The organism is Actinobacillus seminis, assembly GCF_002263215.1.
GTDB classification, from domain to species: Bacteria; Pseudomonadota; Gammaproteobacteria; order Enterobacterales; family Pasteurellaceae; genus Actinobacillus_B; species Actinobacillus_B seminis.
The window spans coordinates 183,179-200,870 of the sequence record NZ_NLFK01000005.1; the positions used below are offsets into that span (position 1 = coordinate 183,179).

18 protein-coding genes, 2 tRNA genes and 1 pseudogene are annotated in these 17,692 nt (G+C 37.1%); 6 read left to right on the forward strand and 15 right to left on the reverse strand.

Annotation, left to right across the window (positions count from 1 at the left end; all coding sequences use genetic code 11):
• Nucleotides 1-13: 13 nt before the first annotated feature.
• From ptsI to rsgA, 3 genes are all read right to left on the reverse strand, one after another.
• Entirely contained in the window at nt 14-1,741 is a 1,728-nt protein-coding gene (ptsI, locus tag CFY87_RS06680; protein ID WP_094946457.1) for a phosphoenolpyruvate-protein phosphotransferase PtsI, read from the reverse strand.
• 111 nt (nt 1,742-1,852) lie between these two features.
• Nucleotides 1,853-2,110 (reverse strand): phosphocarrier protein Hpr, encoded by a 258-nt coding sequence (ptsH, locus tag CFY87_RS06685; protein WP_094946458.1) that lies wholly within the window; start codon nt 2,108-2,110, stop codon nt 1,853-1,855.
• Between the two features lie 224 nt (nt 2,111-2,334).
• Nucleotides 2,335-3,384 carry a small ribosomal subunit biogenesis GTPase RsgA gene (gene rsgA / locus CFY87_RS06690; RefSeq protein ID WP_094946459.1) on the reverse strand — a complete coding sequence of 350 codons (1,050 nt, stop codon included), beginning with the start codon at nt 3,382-3,384 and terminating at the stop codon, nt 2,335-2,337.
• Nucleotides 3,385-3,454: 70 nt separating this feature from the next.
• Between rsgA and orn the strand changes: the two genes are divergently transcribed.
• From orn to CFY87_RS06710, 4 genes are all read left to right on the forward strand, one after another.
• Entirely contained in the window at nt 3,455-4,015 is a 561-nt protein-coding gene (orn, locus tag CFY87_RS06695; RefSeq protein WP_094946460.1) for an oligoribonuclease, read from the forward strand.
• A 106-nt stretch (nt 4,016-4,121) separates the two neighbouring features.
• A tRNA-Gly gene (locus CFY87_RS06700) sits at nt 4,122-4,197 on the forward strand.
• A 10-nt stretch (nt 4,198-4,207) separates the two neighbouring features.
• Nucleotides 4,208-4,283 (forward strand) — tRNA-Gly (locus tag CFY87_RS06705).
• Nucleotides 4,284-4,517: 234 nt separating this feature from the next.
• On the forward strand, nt 4,518-5,567 hold the full coding sequence (locus CFY87_RS06710) for an extracellular solute-binding protein (protein WP_094946461.1): 1,050 nt from the start codon (nt 4,518-4,520) through the stop codon (nt 5,565-5,567).
• Nucleotides 5,568-5,870: 303 nt separating this feature from the next.
• Here CFY87_RS06710 and CFY87_RS06715 read toward each other — a convergent pair whose 3' ends face one another.
• The 6 genes from CFY87_RS06715 to rbfA all read right to left on the reverse strand — a co-directional run bounded on the left by CFY87_RS06715 (nt 5,871) and on the right by rbfA (nt 9,674).
• Complete coding sequence (locus tag CFY87_RS06715) at nt 5,871-6,116, reverse strand: calcium-binding protein (RefSeq protein WP_172539976.1); 246 nt, start codon at nt 6,114-6,116, stop codon at nt 5,871-5,873.
• Between the two features lie 26 nt (nt 6,117-6,142).
• Complete coding sequence (locus tag CFY87_RS06720) at nt 6,143-6,442, reverse strand: hypothetical protein (RefSeq protein WP_115610026.1); 300 nt, start codon at nt 6,440-6,442, stop codon at nt 6,143-6,145.
• Between the two features lie 100 nt (nt 6,443-6,542).
• Complete coding sequence (locus CFY87_RS11710; protein ID WP_158216622.1) at nt 6,543-6,704, reverse strand: hypothetical protein; 162 nt, start codon at nt 6,702-6,704, stop codon at nt 6,543-6,545.
• A 771-nt stretch (nt 6,705-7,475) separates the two neighbouring features.
• Complete coding sequence (locus tag CFY87_RS06725) at nt 7,476-7,967, reverse strand: hypothetical protein (RefSeq protein ID WP_236757374.1); 492 nt, start codon at nt 7,965-7,967, stop codon at nt 7,476-7,478.
• Nucleotides 7,968-8,346: 379 nt separating this feature from the next.
• Nucleotides 8,347-9,276, reverse strand: a complete 930-nt coding sequence (gene truB / locus CFY87_RS06730) for a tRNA pseudouridine(55) synthase TruB (RefSeq protein ID WP_094946464.1) — start codon at nt 9,274-9,276, stop codon at nt 8,347-8,349.
• A 5-nt stretch (nt 9,277-9,281) separates the two neighbouring features.
• Nucleotides 9,282-9,674 carry a 30S ribosome-binding factor RbfA gene (rbfA, locus tag CFY87_RS06735; protein ID WP_094946465.1) on the reverse strand — a complete coding sequence of 131 codons (393 nt, stop codon included), beginning with the start codon at nt 9,672-9,674 and terminating at the stop codon, nt 9,282-9,284.
• Between the two features lie 279 nt (nt 9,675-9,953).
• Here rbfA and CFY87_RS12770 point away from each other — a divergent pair, with 279 nt between their 5' ends.
• Nucleotides 9,954-10,334 carry a hypothetical protein gene (locus CFY87_RS12770; protein WP_236757375.1) on the forward strand — a complete coding sequence of 127 codons (381 nt, stop codon included), beginning with the start codon at nt 9,954-9,956 and terminating at the stop codon, nt 10,332-10,334.
• Nucleotides 10,331-10,882 carry a site-specific integrase gene (locus CFY87_RS12775; protein ID WP_236757376.1) on the forward strand — a complete coding sequence of 184 codons (552 nt, stop codon included), beginning with the start codon at nt 10,331-10,333 and terminating at the stop codon, nt 10,880-10,882. The genes CFY87_RS12770 and CFY87_RS12775 overlap by 4 nt, the downstream gene beginning before the upstream one ends.
• 28 nt (nt 10,883-10,910) lie before the next feature.
• Here CFY87_RS12775 and CFY87_RS06745 read toward each other — a convergent pair whose 3' ends face one another.
• The 6 genes and pseudogenes from CFY87_RS06745 to CFY87_RS06760 form a co-directional block, all read right to left on the reverse strand.
• Nucleotides 10,911-13,937, reverse strand: coding sequence for a type I restriction endonuclease subunit R, EcoR124 family (locus CFY87_RS06745; RefSeq protein ID WP_094946466.1), 3,027 nt, complete (start codon nt 13,935-13,937; stop codon nt 10,911-10,913).
• 123 nt (nt 13,938-14,060) lie between these two features.
• On the reverse strand, nt 14,061-15,206 hold the full coding sequence (locus CFY87_RS06750) for a Fic family protein (RefSeq protein WP_094946473.1): 1,146 nt from the start codon (nt 15,204-15,206) through the stop codon (nt 14,061-14,063).
• A 70-nt stretch (nt 15,207-15,276) separates the two neighbouring features.
• Nucleotides 15,277-15,630 (reverse strand): restriction endonuclease subunit S, encoded by a 354-nt coding sequence (locus tag CFY87_RS12470; protein ID WP_201793244.1) that lies wholly within the window; start codon nt 15,628-15,630, stop codon nt 15,277-15,279.
• On the reverse strand, nt 15,515-15,913 hold the full coding sequence (locus CFY87_RS12475; protein ID WP_272896446.1) for a restriction endonuclease subunit S: 399 nt from the start codon (nt 15,911-15,913) through the stop codon (nt 15,515-15,517). The genes CFY87_RS12470 and CFY87_RS12475 overlap by 116 nt, the downstream gene beginning before the upstream one ends.
• A pseudogene (locus CFY87_RS12480) lies at nt 15,890-16,390 on the reverse strand (restriction endonuclease subunit S); the annotation flags it as partial. The pseudogene CFY87_RS12480 and the gene CFY87_RS12475, both read right to left, overlap by 24 nt.
• A 230-nt stretch (nt 16,391-16,620) precedes the next feature.
• Nucleotides 16,621-17,692: restriction endonuclease subunit S (locus CFY87_RS06760; protein WP_094946467.1), on the reverse strand; the 1,072-nt coding region annotated here is incomplete at its 5' end.

Genomic DNA, 17,692 nt, shown 5'->3' on the forward strand with positions numbered 1-17,692 from the left:
TCGTGATTTGTATCTAGTTTAATGCTTTTTCTGCTAAAAAATCTACAACTAATTTTTCAATATCCGCCGCAGTAGGTTGTTGCAAAGCATTATCTGCCAGTTCTTTCGCATCTTGATAATTTACATTGCGAATAAGTTTCTTAATACGAGGAACCGAAATCGCACTCATACTAAACTCATCCAATCCCATCCCCAATAACAAAATAGTCGCTTTCTCATCACCGGCTAACTCACCGCACATTCCCGTCCATTTACCTTCTGCATGAGAAGCATCAATAACTTGTTTAATTAAATTCAACACAGATGGTGACATTGGATTATACAAATGAGAAATTAATTCATTACCGCGATCCACCGCTAAAGTATATTGGGTCAAATCATTAGTACCGATACTGAAGAAATCCACTTCTTTCGCTAAAAATCTCGCATTCACCGCCGCAGATGGCGTTTCCACCATGACACCAATTTGAATATCTTCATCAAAGGCTTTTCCTTCATTGCGTAACGCTTGTTTAAGCTCACCAATCACCGATTTTAATTCGCGAATTTCTTCTACCGAAATAATCATAGGGAACATTACTGCCAATTTACCATACGCCGACGCTCTTAATACTGCGCGCAATTGCGCCTCTAAAATTTCGCGACGATCCAAAGCAATTCGAATAGCACGCCAGCCTAAGAACGGATTCATTTCTTTTGGTAAATTCAAATATGGAAGCGCTTTATCGCCGCCAATATCCATGGTACGTAAAATCACCAAGCGCCCACTCATTGCCTCAACAACGTCTTTATACGCGATAAATTGTTCTTCTTCCGTTGGCAATTGATCACGATCCATAAACAAAAATTCGGTACGATATAAACCAACGCCTTCCGCCCCGTTACGATCCGCCCCTTCGCAATCACGAATTGTACCAATATTCGCCACCACATCCACACGACGCCCATCTAAGGTTAACGCCGGCAAATCTTTTAATTTAGCTAATTCCGCTTTTTCTTCCGCTAATTGTTGCGCTAAAGATTTCAATCGATCGATCTCGGACTGTGTCGGATTAACATAAACCGCATTATTTACTGCATCAAGAATTAAATAATCACCGGTATTCACCAATTGAGTAACATTATTGGTTCCCACAATCGCTGGCAACTCTAAAGAACGCGCCATAATTGAAGTATGTGATGTTCTGCCGCCAATATCGGTAACAAATCCTAAGACTTTATCCAAATTTAATTGCGCTGTTTCAGATGGCGTTAAATCACCTGCGACCAAAATCGCTTCTTCGTTAATATCGCCCAAATCCACAATTGGCATACCTAAAATATTTTTCACCAAACGGTTACCGATATCGCGAATATCGCCGGCACGTTCTTTCAAGTATTCATCATCAATCTCGGAAAGCATAGCAACTTGTTGATCAATAATCACACTCGCCGCCACACCGGCATTCACTTTATTTGAACGCAAATAATCAACAATTTCTTCTTCTAACTCTTCATCTTCCAAAATCATCAAATGACCTTCAAAAATCGCCGCTTTTCCCTCGCCTAAAACGCACAAAGCACGATCTTTAATCGAAGTTAATTGCTCAACCGCTGCCGCTCGCCCTTCATAAAAACGTGCAATTTCCGTTTCAATTTGATCTTCACGAATTTTTTGTGTATCAAGTACAATTTTTTCTTCTTTCAATACAAGCGCTTTACCGAAAACAATTCCCGGTGATGCCGGAATACCTGAAATCATATGTTACCTTCCAAATGTCAATAAAATTAAAATATTAGATAGAATAATAGCCATAATACCCGATTTTTACCTCACAAGATAAAAATACCGTCCTATGGCTAATCAAGCTTACTATTCTAACGTCGGAATTAAGGCAACTAAATGTTCAACCGCTTTTTGCTCATCTTCACCTTCTGCAGAAATCGTGATCACGGTGCCTTGAGTTAAACCGAGAGTTTGTAATTTAAACAAACTTTTCGCACTGGCATTTTTTCCACCTGAAGTCACCGTTACTTCAGAAACAAAAGCTTTAGCTTCTTTGACAAATTGAGCGGCCGGACGAGTGTGTAATCCATTTGGCGCAATAATTTCAACCTCTTTTGAGTACATAGTGGTATCCTCTTCTCATTGTAATTAAGTTAAAAAGTCATTAACGGATTTAAGCTAAATCCATAAATTCATCTTCTCTTATTTATTTTATTTTTTAAAATAAATCACAGGTAGTATCAATCTTCAAACAACAATAATCAAGCTTGGACACGTCAAAATTTGAACTAAGTCACAAAAAAACAGCGATTTAGCTTAAAAAACAACCAAAATTAACAATAAAAACCTTAACTCGTCGAAAAATGACGATGCGCCTTCATTTCCGCAATACCGGCGATCAAACGGTGATAATTCTCAAAACGCATCGAATGAATTTTGCCTTGCTCGACTGCTTCGCGCAAAGCGCAACCAGGATCGCTGAGATGTTTACAATCCCGAAATTTACAAGTCCCCAACACATATTGGAACTCCCGATAGCCTCGCGTAATTTGATCACGATCCAAATGCCACAAACCAAATTCACGAATACCGGGAGAATCAATCAAGTTCCCGCCTTGTGGTAAATGGTACAAATGAGATGACGTTGTGGTATGTTGCCCTAACCCCGAAATCGCGCTCACCTCTCCGGTTATAATATTCTCCTGTGGTAACAAATAATGAATTAAACTGGATTTTCCCACACCGGATTGCCCAACAAAAATCGTCGTACCTTGCGCTAAAAGTGCGGTCAAACTTTGCATATTTTCACCGCTCTTTGCCGAAATCATCAAGGTTTCATAGCCAATATCACGATAAATTTGTAGCTGCATCTCTACCTCTTGGCGTTGTTCCTCGCTCAATAAATCCGCTTTATTCAACACAATCAACGCCGGAATATGCGCGTTTTCACACATCACCAAATAACGATCAATAATATTCAATGACAAACTCGGTAACACCGCCGATACAATCACAATGCGATCAATATTCGCCGCAATCACTTTCAACCCGTCGTAATAATCAGGGCGAGAAATTTCCGAATAGCGCGGATGAATTGCTTCAATTACTCCGCTAACACCTTGTAATTGCGCATTACCTTGGCGCCAAACCACTCGATCACCCACCACCACATTCGACAGCGTCCGACGCAAATTGCACCGAAAAATCATGCCTTGCTCATCCTCCACATCCGCATGAATAGCATATCTCGTCACAACAATGCCCTCTTGCGACTCACCCGGCATATCCTCTTGCCAAGCCATCTCATTTTTTGTTTTTTTCTGATGTCGGTGCAAGGTTTTCGCATTATTTGCTTGAATTCGACGTTGTTGATTTTGAGTTAATTTACGTTTTGCCAAGATAAATCCTTAAAGTGCGGTCATTTTTCGCGTAAAATATTTCACATTTTGTTATAGGATACCTTAAATTATGAAATTAGATAAACAAAATCTTATTTGGATCGACCTCGAAATGACTGGCTTAGAACCGGAAACAGACCGCATTATTGAAATTGCCACAATCATCACCGACAAAGATCTCCACATTCTCGCGGAAGGTCCCGTACTCGCCATTCATCAAACCGACAAAGTACTTAACCAAATGAACCCATGGTGCGTCACAACGCACACCGCCAATGGGTTAATTGAACGCGTAAAAACCAGTACATTAAACGAACGTGCCGCAGAATTACAAACCCTCGACTTCCTAAAACAATGGGTTCCCCAAGGCGCCTCGCCAATTTGCGGTAACAGCGTAGCGCAAGATAAACGTTTTTTATTTAAATATATGCCGGAACTAGCCAACTATTTTCATTATCGCCACCTAGACGTCAGCACCTTAAAAGAATTAGCTTCTCGTTGGCAACCGGAGGTATTAAAAGGCTTTCAAAAGAAAAATACCCATCTCGCACTCGACGATATTCGCGAATCCATTGCAGAATTAGCCTATTATCGTGAATATTTTATTCGTTTAAGCGAGAAAATCGAATAAATTGTTGAAGAACTAAGCAACCATTTTATTTTTTGCGGTATTCTACTTGCGTTCAATCCATTTTCTCGTATAATACCGCTCCATTGCGAAAGCAAGCATAATTAATGCGGGAATAGCTCAGTTGGTAGAGCACGACCTTGCCAAGGTCGGGGTCGCGAGTTCGAGCCTCGTTTCCCGCTCCAAATTATTTATGCGGGAATAGCTCAGTTGGTAGAGCACAACCTTGCCAAGGTTGGGGTCGCGAGTTCGAGCCTCGTTTCCCGCTCCAAATTCCGAAAAGCTCAAGTCGAAAGATTTGAGCTTTTTCACATTTTGTCTCTTTCAAAAATGCCTCGTCCCTTTACATGATTATTTTCATTCATCGATCATTTTCTTTGCAATTAAAAAACATTGGTTTTACAATACGCCGTCCGTATTCATTCGGCATCTCACTGTCGGGATAACATATGCCTGCCGCGCAAGTTAGCCGACCTATTTTTACCCCCTTTACAGGAGTAATGATATGAAAAAATTAACAAAAATTGTTGTAGCAGCAAGTTTCATGCTGTTTAGTGTTTCACAAGCTGCAAATGCTGAAAATACGCCACTTTACCTCTACACATGGAGCGAATACGTACCAGAGGGATTACTTGATGACTTTACTAAACAAACCGGTATAAAAGTCATTGTCTCCAGCATGGAATCCAACGAAACCATGTACGCTAAATTAAAAACCTTAGGTGAAAGTGCCGGTTATGATGTGATTGCCCCAACCAGTTATTATGTCTCAAAAATGGCACGTGAGGGGATGCTCCATGAATTGGATCACAGTAAACTACCGGTCATAAAAGAACTCGATCCAACTATGTTGGATAATCCTTTTGATAAAGGCAATAGATATTCTTTGCCGCAACTCTTTGGCGCGACCGGCATTGCGTATAATACCGAAACCCAAAATCCTGCGAACTTCCAATCATGGAGTGATTTATGGAAACCGGAATTTGCCAATAAATTACAAATGTTGGATGACCCACGCGAATTGTTTAACATTGCCCTATTAAAACTAGGTCAAGATCCCAATACGCAAGATCCTAAAGTATTAGAAGCGGCATACCAAGAATTGTTAAAATTAAAGCCTAACATTCTGGCATTTAACTCCGATAATCCATCCAGTGCCTTTATCTCCGGTGAAACCGAAATTGGACTGCTATGGAACGGTTCCGTACGTATTGCCAAACAAGAAGGGGCTAAAATTAATACTGTTTACCCAAAAGAAGGAACCACCATGTGGATTGACAACCTTGCTATCCCGTCAACCTCAAAAAATGTGGATTCTGCTTATAAGCTGATTAACTATTTACTAAGTGCCGACGTAGCGGAAAAACTGACCTTACAAATCGGTTACCCGACCTCAAATCTAGCGGCACTAAAACGTTTACCGGACGATTTAAAAAATGATCCTGCAGTTTTCTTACCGCAAAACGTTATTGATCGTAGTCAATGGCAATTAGATGTCGGAGATGCTGCGAATCTTTATGAAGATTACTACCAAAAATTAAAAGCCGGTCAATAATCCTCAACAAATAGGGCGGATGAAGATCATCTGCCCCAACTGCTAAATAAAAAAATTCCCTAAAACAAACTCCTCAAAATCGTAAAGAAATGTAAGTTTCGTGCAAAAAATTTCGTATCAAAACTATTTTATACTGCCAAGGCTGTGAATAAACACATCGGACATGTTAAAAGTAGGGAAAAACCCACTATACAAACCGTTATCCGTTATTTTTCAATTTAGAGGTATATCCATGAATAACATCTGCAAAGCGATTTGAAACCATTGCATTAACGATCAGATCAGAGTTGATTTTCCTACAAATTATATCCAGTTGGCTGCTAAAACCGGATTTATTTTTGCATTTATCTCCTGTGGTAATGATATTTGTCCCGCTGTCGGTGGAGCGAATGCCGACATTGCACTGATTAATTTATCTACATCGGAATGGGCTAAAGATTTATTATTCGCCGCGACAATCGTCTCAATTTTATAATTCTTAGCATCCCAGTCAGCAATAATAACCTTATCTTGTGTACCGATAACGCTCACCTCTAAATCGGTATCCAACTTACGAAACCACAGCCGGTTATGGTTTACATTGGTGAAACGTAACGTATTTTCTCCCTGTTCATCATAAATAGTATCAATTCCGTCTCCGCGATTAAATTATTCGGCCAATATTGACTAATTATATTACCGTTATTTTTCCCATATACGCTATAGTCAGACCAAAATCGTCCCTTATTTGGATCTATTTTATCAATCATTAAATGTGGATTATCAAATAATATTTTTTCAATATTTTTTGCCAACAACCCTCCAGGTTCAGTACTCATCAAATATTCACCTATATTACTTGCTGAAACCATGATTGTCGCAGCTAGCCCTGCCAAAAAAGGATTCGTTAGCCCAGCCCTTACTAAGGGTGAGGTTGCAATCCCTACAACTCCAATATTTAATATTCCCTCCCCAATTTTAGGGGCATCTTTATGATCAAAGTGACCTTTCTAAAAGAATTTTTCCTGATGTTTCTGTAATAGATTTATTTATATTCTCTAAAATAATCTGCTTTTGCTTATCAAATACTTCACCTAATACATAAAGAGAAACATCTTTAGCTACTTCAGAACTATCTGAATCATTATTTTTGCTCATTCAAAACCTCTATATAATCATTTCTATATATAAATATTCTAGATATATAATTTTTGCCAATAAAAATAAATAAAAAAAAAAAAAAAAAAAATATAACCCCTGTAATTAAAAAATCAAAGTAAAATAATTCATCATTGATAAATGATGCATAGAATAAAACAAAAAGTTGCAAAAAGATATAAATATCTTCCTAATTTTAAATGAAGTTTATTGAATCCTTAATCAATATCTGTATATTTAACCATTAAATAAAACCTATTAAACTCGTCACTACATTAAATCTCCTGCCCTTTTATCCTAAATAAAATCTTTAATACTAAAATTTATCTTATTAGGTTTACTAGGAAATTAATGATATTAACCTCATAATTAAGCCCCACATTGGTAAAATCCCCTGAAATATTTCCATTTTTTATATTCTCATCAACAAATTTTTTAGCATCCACAATCTGGCGATAAGGCAATCCTCCCAACACCAATAATCCATCCTCTACCCAATCTTGAACATCCTCCTCCGTTCCTCAGTGTAATACAAATACTTGATGGCTATGTTTATTTCTAACAATGGTACCGGAATAACCATTTGCAGTATTGGCTTGATGGGTGAGGATTTCATAAGTAGCTGTGAATTTTTCAGCTTGCTCTTGGGATACTTTTTCTCTTTTTAATGCTTCTTGGATTTATTTATCATATTTAATATCAGTAAATTTTCCGTAAGCCGCTGCCGCTAACAGGGCTAAATTATCATTCGACATAATATCTCCTTATTTTTCAATTCAAATAATTTTCAATCAAATCAAAATAACCCTGACCAATATCATTACATTCTATTCGCTTGATTACACCAAAAAATGGCATCCTATAATAACCTAAAATTCGGTTATACTGTAGAATCTTACTTTTCAGTTTTTGGTCATAAAGAATATATGTATTATGCCCCAAAATAGTTGTGGGATTTAAATAGGCATAAAAATTTAAGTTTGGATATTTACTATTCACGGAAATCAACGAATGTCTATTGTTATCAAAATCCATTTTTGACTGATACAACCCCTGATTTTTAATAAAAAAAGGATCAGTTTCCGGCTCGCCTTCAATGGTAGAATAAGATGACCATTCAGTATCTTTTAGCGACTCATTAACTCCCGACAAACTTCGCCATTCTTGCGGCGTTAAAAATACCTCGACTTCTTTCCCTTTCCACATTTCGCAGCGAAAAGGCGTGATAATCTCTGCGGCAATCCAGTCATAAGAACATAACAAAAATAAACATAAGGGCGTAAGAAAAACATAACAACATATGCGGTGTTTCTTAAAAAACGAAATATTCATCATCAACTCCTGCAAAAAATAGCTCAACTCGGGGACGTAAAGTGATGGGAATGGTTAAAGCGACTGATTACTTTACTCAATTTGATTAGGTTTTAACATATCTGATCATTTTAATAATCCGCTAAATATCAGATTTGTAATCTACTTACAAAAAAATATACTATGGAGTCGAGTCTCTCCCACAATTTATTGTTTGTTCATCATGATGTTTTTTTCCAGTTTAAATATCAATATCCTTATCTTGTTTTAAAAACTTCCACGTAAAAACAAGCAAAACAGGATCTATTATTTTCTTTCTCAAATTTATATATCAACGCACCACCATGCGACTTGGGCGAATAATATTGCGTTCATCAACGACCGCCACGCCCAAAAACAAATTCTCATCAGAAAATAACCGCACTTGTCCATGAAATTGCTGAGGGTTATCAAATTTTACCCGTTGTCCAAACCCCACCGCTTTGCTTTGCTGCGCATCAAGGATAATCTGTGGCAGTCGTATTACCGCGCTATCTATAGGCAATAACAAGTTATCCAATGCCTCAAACGAGAGAGTTTCCGCTTGCTGTTCAGCTAACGCTTGTAATTCTGCTAATGTCATCATCTTATCTGCCGGATAATCGGACACTGCTAAACGTCGCAACAGTGTTACGTGCGCCCCACAACCTAAAGCCTCGCCTAAATCATCAACCAACGTTCGAATATAAGTTCCTTTGGAACAATGCACTTCCAAGGTCAAATAAGGCGCTTGATAATCAATAAATTGCAGATCAAAAATAGTAATCGGACGCGCTTCTCGTTCGACCATCACTCCAGCGCGTGCATATTCATACAGCGGTTTTCCTTGATATTTCAACGCGGAAAACATAGTCGGCACTTGCAAAATATCGCCACGAAATGCCTCAAGTGCGGTCAAAATTTGCGAAGTTTCTACATTCACTTCACGCACCTGCACCACTTGCCCATCCGCATCCGAAGTATCGGTGCGCTCGCCCAATTTTGCGATCACCCGATAACGCTTATCAGAATCCAACAAAAACTGCGAAAATTTTGTGGCTTCGCCTAAACAAATCGGCAACATCCCCGTTGCCAATGGATCCAACGCGCCCGTATGCCCTGCTTTATTTGCCTGAAAAAGACGCTTCACTTTTTGCATAATATCGTTGGAACTCATGCCTTGCGCTTTATCCAACAAAAAAATACCGTGAATATCCCGCCCTTTTTTACGTGGTTTACTCATAACAATTAATTGACTTTTCCATCATCAAGGTGGCGTTTTTCATCTTCACGCACCACATGAGTAACTAAGTTTGACATCCGCATCCCATCCACCAAAGATTGATCGTAAATAAAACGCAATTCTGGAACAATTCGCAAGCGCATGGCTTTCGCCACCAATGAACGAATATACGGCGCCGCTTTTTCCAAGCCTTTCATCCCGTTTTCAATCACCTGCTTGTCGTGGTCAAATAAAAATGTGACAAATACTTTCGCATAAGCCAAATCGCTGGACACTTCCACATCCGAAACCGTCACCATCCCAATACGTGGATCTTTCACTTCACGTTGTAAAATAATTGCCACTTCTTTCTGTAGCTCTTGCGCTACACGGTCGCTACGTTTAAATTCTCTTGCCATTTGTTTTCTCTCATTTATATGCCGAGTTTGCAACCTCGCCCTAAAAGACTTTTGGGCGTTGATAATAGTCCAAAACGCCCGATTTCACAAGTTAAAAGCGATATTTCAAACCAAGATTCACATTCTGCCCATGTTTAGTCTTTACTTTCGTTTTATCTGCCGATTGCGCAAAAGTTGATTTTTTAATGCAATGATACCTGTAACCACCATACCGTGAGAAGATTGAGCATAAAAAACAAGACCAATATCAATTTCTTCAACAAAAAAGAGGATTTTACTATGAAAAAATCAACACTTTCACAGCAGTTATTTTCTCAATATTTTCGTGATTGGGTAGCTACTTATAAAGAAGGCGCAATTCGATTGGTAACAATGAAAAAATACCGTTCTACGTTACATTGGATTGAAACCCTAGCCCCCAAATTACGCATTGGTGATTTAAGTCGCATTACCTACCAAAAATTACTCAATGATTATGCTCAAAGCCACGAGCGACAAACTACGCTGGATTTTCATCATCAACTCAAAGGCGCCATTTTAGATGCAGTGGATGAAGGATTATTAGATACCGATCCTACGCGCAAAGCGATTATCAAAGGCAAAGCACCGAAAAGTAAAAAATTAAATATCTTAATCAATTTGAACTACAAGCCCTATTGAATAACCTTGAACTTGAGCAAGAAATTACTTGGGATTGGTTTATTTTGTTAGTGGCAAAAACCGGTATGCGATTTTCGGAAGCCCTTGCGATTACGCCTGAAGATTTCGATTTTGCTCACCAAACCTTACAAGTCAATAAAACGTGGAATTATAAAGAAAAAGGCGGTTTTTCTCCAACCAAAAATCGCTCGTCAGTTCGTAAAATTCAGCTTGATTGGCAAACCGTCATTCAATTTTCTCAACTGATTAAACAGCTACCGCCCGATAAACCTATCTTCCCTTGTGAAACTGCAATTTATAATTCCACCATTAACGGTATTTTGGCAAGGCTTTGTCGAAAAGCAAAAATCTCGACGATTTCTATTCACGGCTTACGCCATACTCATGCTTCGCTTTTACTGTTTGCCGGTGTTTCTATTGCAAGTGTAGCACGGCGACTAGGTCATTCCAGTATGACAACAACACAACATACTTATTTACATATTATCCAAGAACTAGAAAATCAGGACACGGATATTGTTATGCGGCATTTGGCTGGCTTGTGTTAAATCAATGGTGGGATAATCCCACCATCTTTTAACGCGCCAAAATCACTTTTTCCACTTCATCCTTAATGCGTTTTTCAAGCAAAAAGCTCAACATCATTAAATCTGTCGGCGTAGCCGGATTTTCAGCTAAAAACTGCATTTTCACTCGTTCCATATCCGCACTTTTAATCAAATTATCTAACAAGCCAAAATCTTTCCAGTCATCTTTACCAAGAACGTGGTGGGCTTGAAGTTGATTAAAACAGTCTCGATCTAACCCAAACAAGCCGATAAAATCGCTAATTCGGTTTTGTTCGGATTCCGCTTTATATTGATCCAACAAGCGTTCAAAATTATTCACCTGTTTTAGTTTACCTGTTTTCACATCACTTAAAATCCGTTCAGCATGCAAGCGATCATTTTCTCTTAATTTATTGAAAAGCGGCAAAATATGCGCTTCAAGTTCCTCCGCACGTTCCGCTTTGGCTTGAGCTTGGGCTTGAGCTAAATCATTTAACAGCTTCATCAAATATTCTTTATCAATAACAAGCGTATCCCCCGTCACTAACATTGGATCTATATCAAATTTCGGTTTTTTCGCACTTGGATCCCGATTTATTTTATCTAAATCAGCATAACGCGCTTTTAATTCATGATATTGACTTTCAGTAAACACTAATTGTGATGCTTCCTTAAGATTATCCCAATTCACCCCTTGCTGACGAAGAGCAATCATTGTTTTTTCTAATTCATTGAAAAACTTCGCAAACTGTTTCTGCGCTTCTTCATCTTTTGGCAAATAGCTAAAATCAGACAAAATCTCACCGCTCTCCAAATCCTCTTTTTTAGGGAAAAGACAAGCAATATCGGCAAAAGTGCTGTTAATTTTGGCTATATTTTCTTGTTTTGTCGGCACAAAAAATGCCCCCGATTCACTTTTATTTGAATAGAGTTTAAATGCAGTTTCAATATTTTGTTCCATCCGAATTGGCGTACGAAAATACTCAATAATCCCCTGCGGTTTGTCGTTGTTTAAAATACGATTGGTACGAGAAAATGCTTGAATTAAATTCGCATAATCCAGCGTTTTATCTAAATATAAGGTATTCACATAAGGTGCATCAAAGCCGGTTAAAAGTTGCCAAACCACAATCACTAAATCTAACTGTTTTTCCGGTTGCTCCGTTGTGATCTTTTTATATTCATCACGACGAGCCAAGCGGTTCATTAAATCCTCCTTATATTGCACTATGGTATCTAAGCCAAAATACATACCGAATTGCTGATTATAATGGATAATCGCATTTTCCAATTCACTGGAATCTTCAAAACTCCCTTCATCATAATCACCATTCGGATCATAAATCACTGCAATTTTTAAACCTAATTCATTCTGCTTTAATATATTAAAATAACGATTTGCCAAACGAATATCGTTCACTGCCAACATTGCCGAAAATTTGCAATTATCTGAATTTTGTTCCCAAACGTCTAAAATATACTGACTAACCTGCTCTACCCACTCTTCTTTATTGTAAAACTCTTTTGATAGCTCTTGCTCGATCTCTAAATCAGAGACTTTTTTTGGATTAATCCAATCTCGATACACTTCGCCTCGATCTTTATCTTTCCAAAGCGCCACAGCATCTCGTAATTTTTTCTTCGGAATAGGAAAGTTTTGACGCACTTCAAACCCCAACACATTTTTATCCAAAATCCCATCTGCCACCGAATAAATATGCAACGGATTACCAAATAAATCGGCGGTTTTGGTATTGCTCTGCTCATCAAGCAAAATCGGTGTCCCCGTAAAACCGAACCAAACCGCAGTCGGATAAACTTGACGAATACGCATCAACATTTCGCCTGATGTGGAACGGTGCGCCTCATCTACAATAAACACGATATTCGTCTTGCCCAATTTATGCTGCTTACCCATCCTCGCTACATTATCCATTTTTTGAATGCTCGTCACAATCAAACGCAGTTTAGGATCTAAAAGTGCGGTCAATAATTTATGTGAATTTCTCGTTGCTGTAACCTCATCTTCATCATCAACAAAACCGCTATATTCTCTTACTGTCTGTTTCACTAACTCATTACGATCCGCCAAAAACACCACTTTATCCACATTCTTCAACTCACTGGCAAGTTGAGCGGTTTTAAAAGAGGTCATTGTTTTACCTGAACCTGTGGTATGCCAAATGTAGCCACCTAAAAAATCTTGCTCCGAACCGTTAAATTGCGCTTGATTTAAACGCGCCAGAATTTTCTCCACCGCATAAATTTGATAAGATCGCAGCACTTTCAAAATGCCTTTTGGCTTATCTGCAATAATATAGCGTGACATCAATTTATGCCCCATTGGCACACGCAAAGCATGCTTAATAAATTGACTGCTCTCATCAATTTTTTTATTTTCAATATCTGCCCAACTAAAACAGAAGGCCGGGTTAAAACTACGATAATCCGTTGGGCGTGCAAAATAACGCGATTCATCACCATTTAAAATCCCAAAAACCTGCACCAAAGAATAAAAGCCACCAAAATCCCCATTAGCCATATAATCCCGAATTTGCCAATAAGCATTTGATAAACTCACACCTTCTCGCTTCAGTTCTAAATGAATAACGGGAATGCCTGAAATCAAAAGTGTGACATCAAAGCGATGATCTCGCCCTGTTGCACGGTTTTTCTTACGAGTAATTTGATTTACCACTTCATAGCAGTTTTTACCGCCCGCCACATCATGTGGCCAAAAGCACTCCAAAATAATGTCGCTTTTCGTGCCATTCAAAGTACGAGAAATCATCACCTGCCCCGTAGCAAGAAAACGAGCTGCTTCAAGCGGCGATTTTATGGCAAAAATTTGCGATTTAACTTGCTCAAATTCATCATTTGTTAAAGGCTGATCTTTCAAACGATCTATATTACGTTGATACAAAATCTCACGCCAATGGTCAAGCAAGGTTTCTTCTGTGGTAAAGCTGAAATCTTTGCGATATGTCCAGCCATTATCTTCAAGAGAACGGATAACGTCATTTTCAAAGACTAATTCAGATTGGGATTTTGGCATAAATTCTCCTCAAAAAGCTTTTCTTAAAATAAGAGATTTTATTATTTTAACTAAAGTGATTTTCTTAAAATAAGAGGTTTGATTATTTTAACTAACATAGTTTTCTTAAAATAAGATCGCACATTATTTTAAGAAAATGGCTAAATAACGTTCAAAAGCATACATTCTCCCTCTTTTTCCCCCCGTTATTTCACTCAAAATACCTTGCTTTTCAAATTCTTTAAGTAAGGAAGTGGCTGTTGCAGGGGAGACACCTAATGCTTTTTCCACAGACTGTGCAGTTTGGATAGGTTTTGTATAAAGTAATTTTAAGCATTGATTTGCAAGTTCCGCTCGTTTTCCCATAGAAAGCACTTTAACTTGCATTTCTTCGCGTAAAGAAAGAATGTCACGAAAAACAGCACAACCTCTCTTGGCGGTTTCTTCTACACCATTTAAAAAGAAAAGTACCCAATGCAATAAATCACCACGTAGCCTCACCGCCATCAAAGCATCATAATAACCGGCTCGATTACGTTCAAAAAAGTCAGAAATATAAAAAGAAGGTTTATCTAAGATTTGATGACTAATCAAATAAAGTGGAATAAGCAATCGCCCAATTCTCCCATTACCATCTAAAAATGGGTGGATAGTTTCAAATTGATAATGACTAATTGCAATACGAATCAAATGCGGAACAAATATAGTTTCGTTATGCCAAAATAGCTCTAAATCCCCCATTAACTCCGGCACATTTTCATAATGCGGAGGAATAAATGCTGCATCTGATAAGCTGGAACCGCCAATCCAGTTTTGACTACAACGAAATTCGCCCGGTAACCTATTTTTCCCTCTTGCCCCACTTAACAAAGTACAGTGAGTGTCTTGAAGTAAACGATTGGAAAGTGGTAAATGTTGCAAACTTGCCACCGCTTGATTCATCGCTTTCACATAATTTTGTACTTCACGCCAGTCATCTCTTTTTTCCGGCTGAATTTGCTCTTCGGGCATTAATGCCTCATCTAATTGGGTTTGTGTCCCTTCGATTTTACTTGATGTTTGCGCTTCTTTTGTCACATGCATTTGAATAAAAAGATCCACATCAGGGACAATTAAAGAAAATGCATTAAGCTCCCCTAATGCCTTCATTGCTTTTTCAAGCTGAGTATTGATTTGTGGATCTTCCCAAATCCAACCTGTATTTACTTTGGTTGGTTCAAAACTTTTATACTGATAACGATTCTGCCACCGCCCCGAAACAAAAGTTTCTATTTTCTGACACTCACTCATATAAATACCCTTACATACTTCACTAGAACTTAAAATAACAGAAGTGCTTATTTTAAGCAAATGAATTTCCTTAAAATAAGCGTTCATTTTTCCTCCTTACATAACCTATATTTTGATATTTTCTTTGATGAAGAGCGATAGTGTCATCAAGTTGTTTGAAGAACAATCCTATTTTTTGCTGTTCTTTTATAGATGGAAACTTGATAAATTTATTTTCAATTTCAGATTTTGTGATATGTATCATTGTTGAGCCATTTGTATTGCTTGTTAATGATTTATCAGCTTTCAACAATTGTAGTAAGAAAAACTTATCTAATTTCTCCGAAACTTCGACTTTCCATATATGGTAATGATAAATAACCTTTTTTCCATTCCAAATATGTGGTGAAAAAAATTGTTGCCCAAGTATAAAGTAAATCTCCATTGTCAGCATAAAATTTAGATGGTAGTTCTAAATCTGAAAAATACCAGCGATCATTTGTATTAAAATTTCCCACTCTAAGAACTGGATACTTTCCTTTTGATAACAATTCATCTTGTTTATACGCTCTACCATTTAAAAATGTTGCAACTTCCCCCAACTTTCGCTGTTCCCAAGCATTTGTATTCTTACTTTTATTTTGAATAAATTTCGAGCTAAAAATGTATTCTAAGTAAGCCGCTTTTACATTTTGAATTTTAATATAATTACGCCGATGAAGAGCGATAGTGTCATCAAGTTGCTTGAAGAAGTTGCCGATGGCGGTTTGTTCTTCTTTGGATTGTGGATATTTTATGCTTCTCTCTAAAAGAACATCTTTTGTAACACCCTTGATAGAAGTCCCTTGTGTTGATTGTGCTTCTAATTTCATCAATTTACTTAATGCATAAACCGCAAAATTTAAATCTATCTTTAAATCAGAAAATGATAGAAAATCTTGGCTAGTTGTAAATGTATAGGGTACTACTGCTAATTTACCAACCCCAACCCTTGTAATAATAGCTATAGAATTTTTCGCAATCAATTTTGCAGATGAATTTTTTAATCCTAATATGGAGATAAATTTTCTTGCTAATGGATTAAATAAAATATCTTCATAAAGATCTGAGGATTGTAACCAAGGTATATTTCCATTCCAGAAACTATTATTGCTTGTATTTGGTGTTCCTCCACTAATGAAACTAGATGCAACTTCCCCCAACTTTCGCTGTTCCCAAAAGTAAGTCTAATCCATTTATCTAATAAAATTCACATTAATAAAATCAATTAGTTACACAATCAACATAATATCTAACCCATTAAAAATGACACTTTCGCTTTAGAAAAATAATTGTTTTAAAAATGAAAATAAAAGAGCGGTCAAATTTGTCTTATTTTTTGCAAAAAATAGAACAAATCTAACCGCTTTTAATATATATACTTTACCTAAAACCGCTAAACAAACATCTTTTCTAAGTATGCCTGTTTAATTTTTTTGTATTTGTCGACTTCTCGTTGATGAAGAGCGATAGTGTCGTCAAGTTGCTTGAAGAAGTTGCCAATGGCGGTTTGTTCTTCTAAACAAGGTAAGCAAATACTCATTTCCATCACTTTATTTCTCGAAATGTTATAGCGTGAAATACCTTGTGCTAATAAAATAAATTTTTTCCTAATACTTGGAGAACGAAGTAAAAAAGCTAAAAAAAATGGATCAATTTTTACATTCAATCTATAGCCAAAACAAAAGCTATTCAGATATATATTCTCGGTTTTATCAAGCCATACCGAAGACATGCCAACTTCATTTGGCGTTTCTGAAGAAGTAGTAAATAATATATCGCCGTATTGAACTGAATTCTGCTTTATATCAATTTCAATTTGTTCTAGTTCATTAACATTCGAAATAGGGTTATTAAATACATTTAAATAGGTAATAAATTTCGCTTTTCCATGACCAAAATCATTTTTCGTTTTCCCGGATAATCCTGTGAAAGGATACCCCAAATCCCCCAACTTTCGCTGTTCCCAAGCGTCCGTAAAATTTGGAAATCTTAACTCTGGAAATTGCTCATTTTCCTTTGGAAACATTTTTTCAAGATACGAAATCTTCAATTTTTGGTACTTTTCTAACGTTCTTTGATGAAGAGCGATAGTGTCATCAAGTTGCTTAAAGAAGTTGCCAATGGCGGTTTGTTCTTCTAAACAAGGAACATTAACTAAAATAGTTTTTAAAACAGGATATTTTAAATTCCAAGTATCAGAGGTTAATCCTTGAGAATTTGCCTGAAAAACATTTAGCATTTTTTCAAGTTTAAAATAATAAGAAAAAAATATTGGATCAATACTTTTTAAAGGAATTAAAACCGTGTATGCTGGGCTTAAAATGCCACTATACATAGAAACTCCGCTTGCTCCTTGCCACATTCTCATTGAATTATAGGCAATATCATTTTTCTCTACTTTTTTATAATTTTCTTTATTTTTACTTGAATTATCCTTTCTTTCTAAAGAGCTTGCTTTAACAACA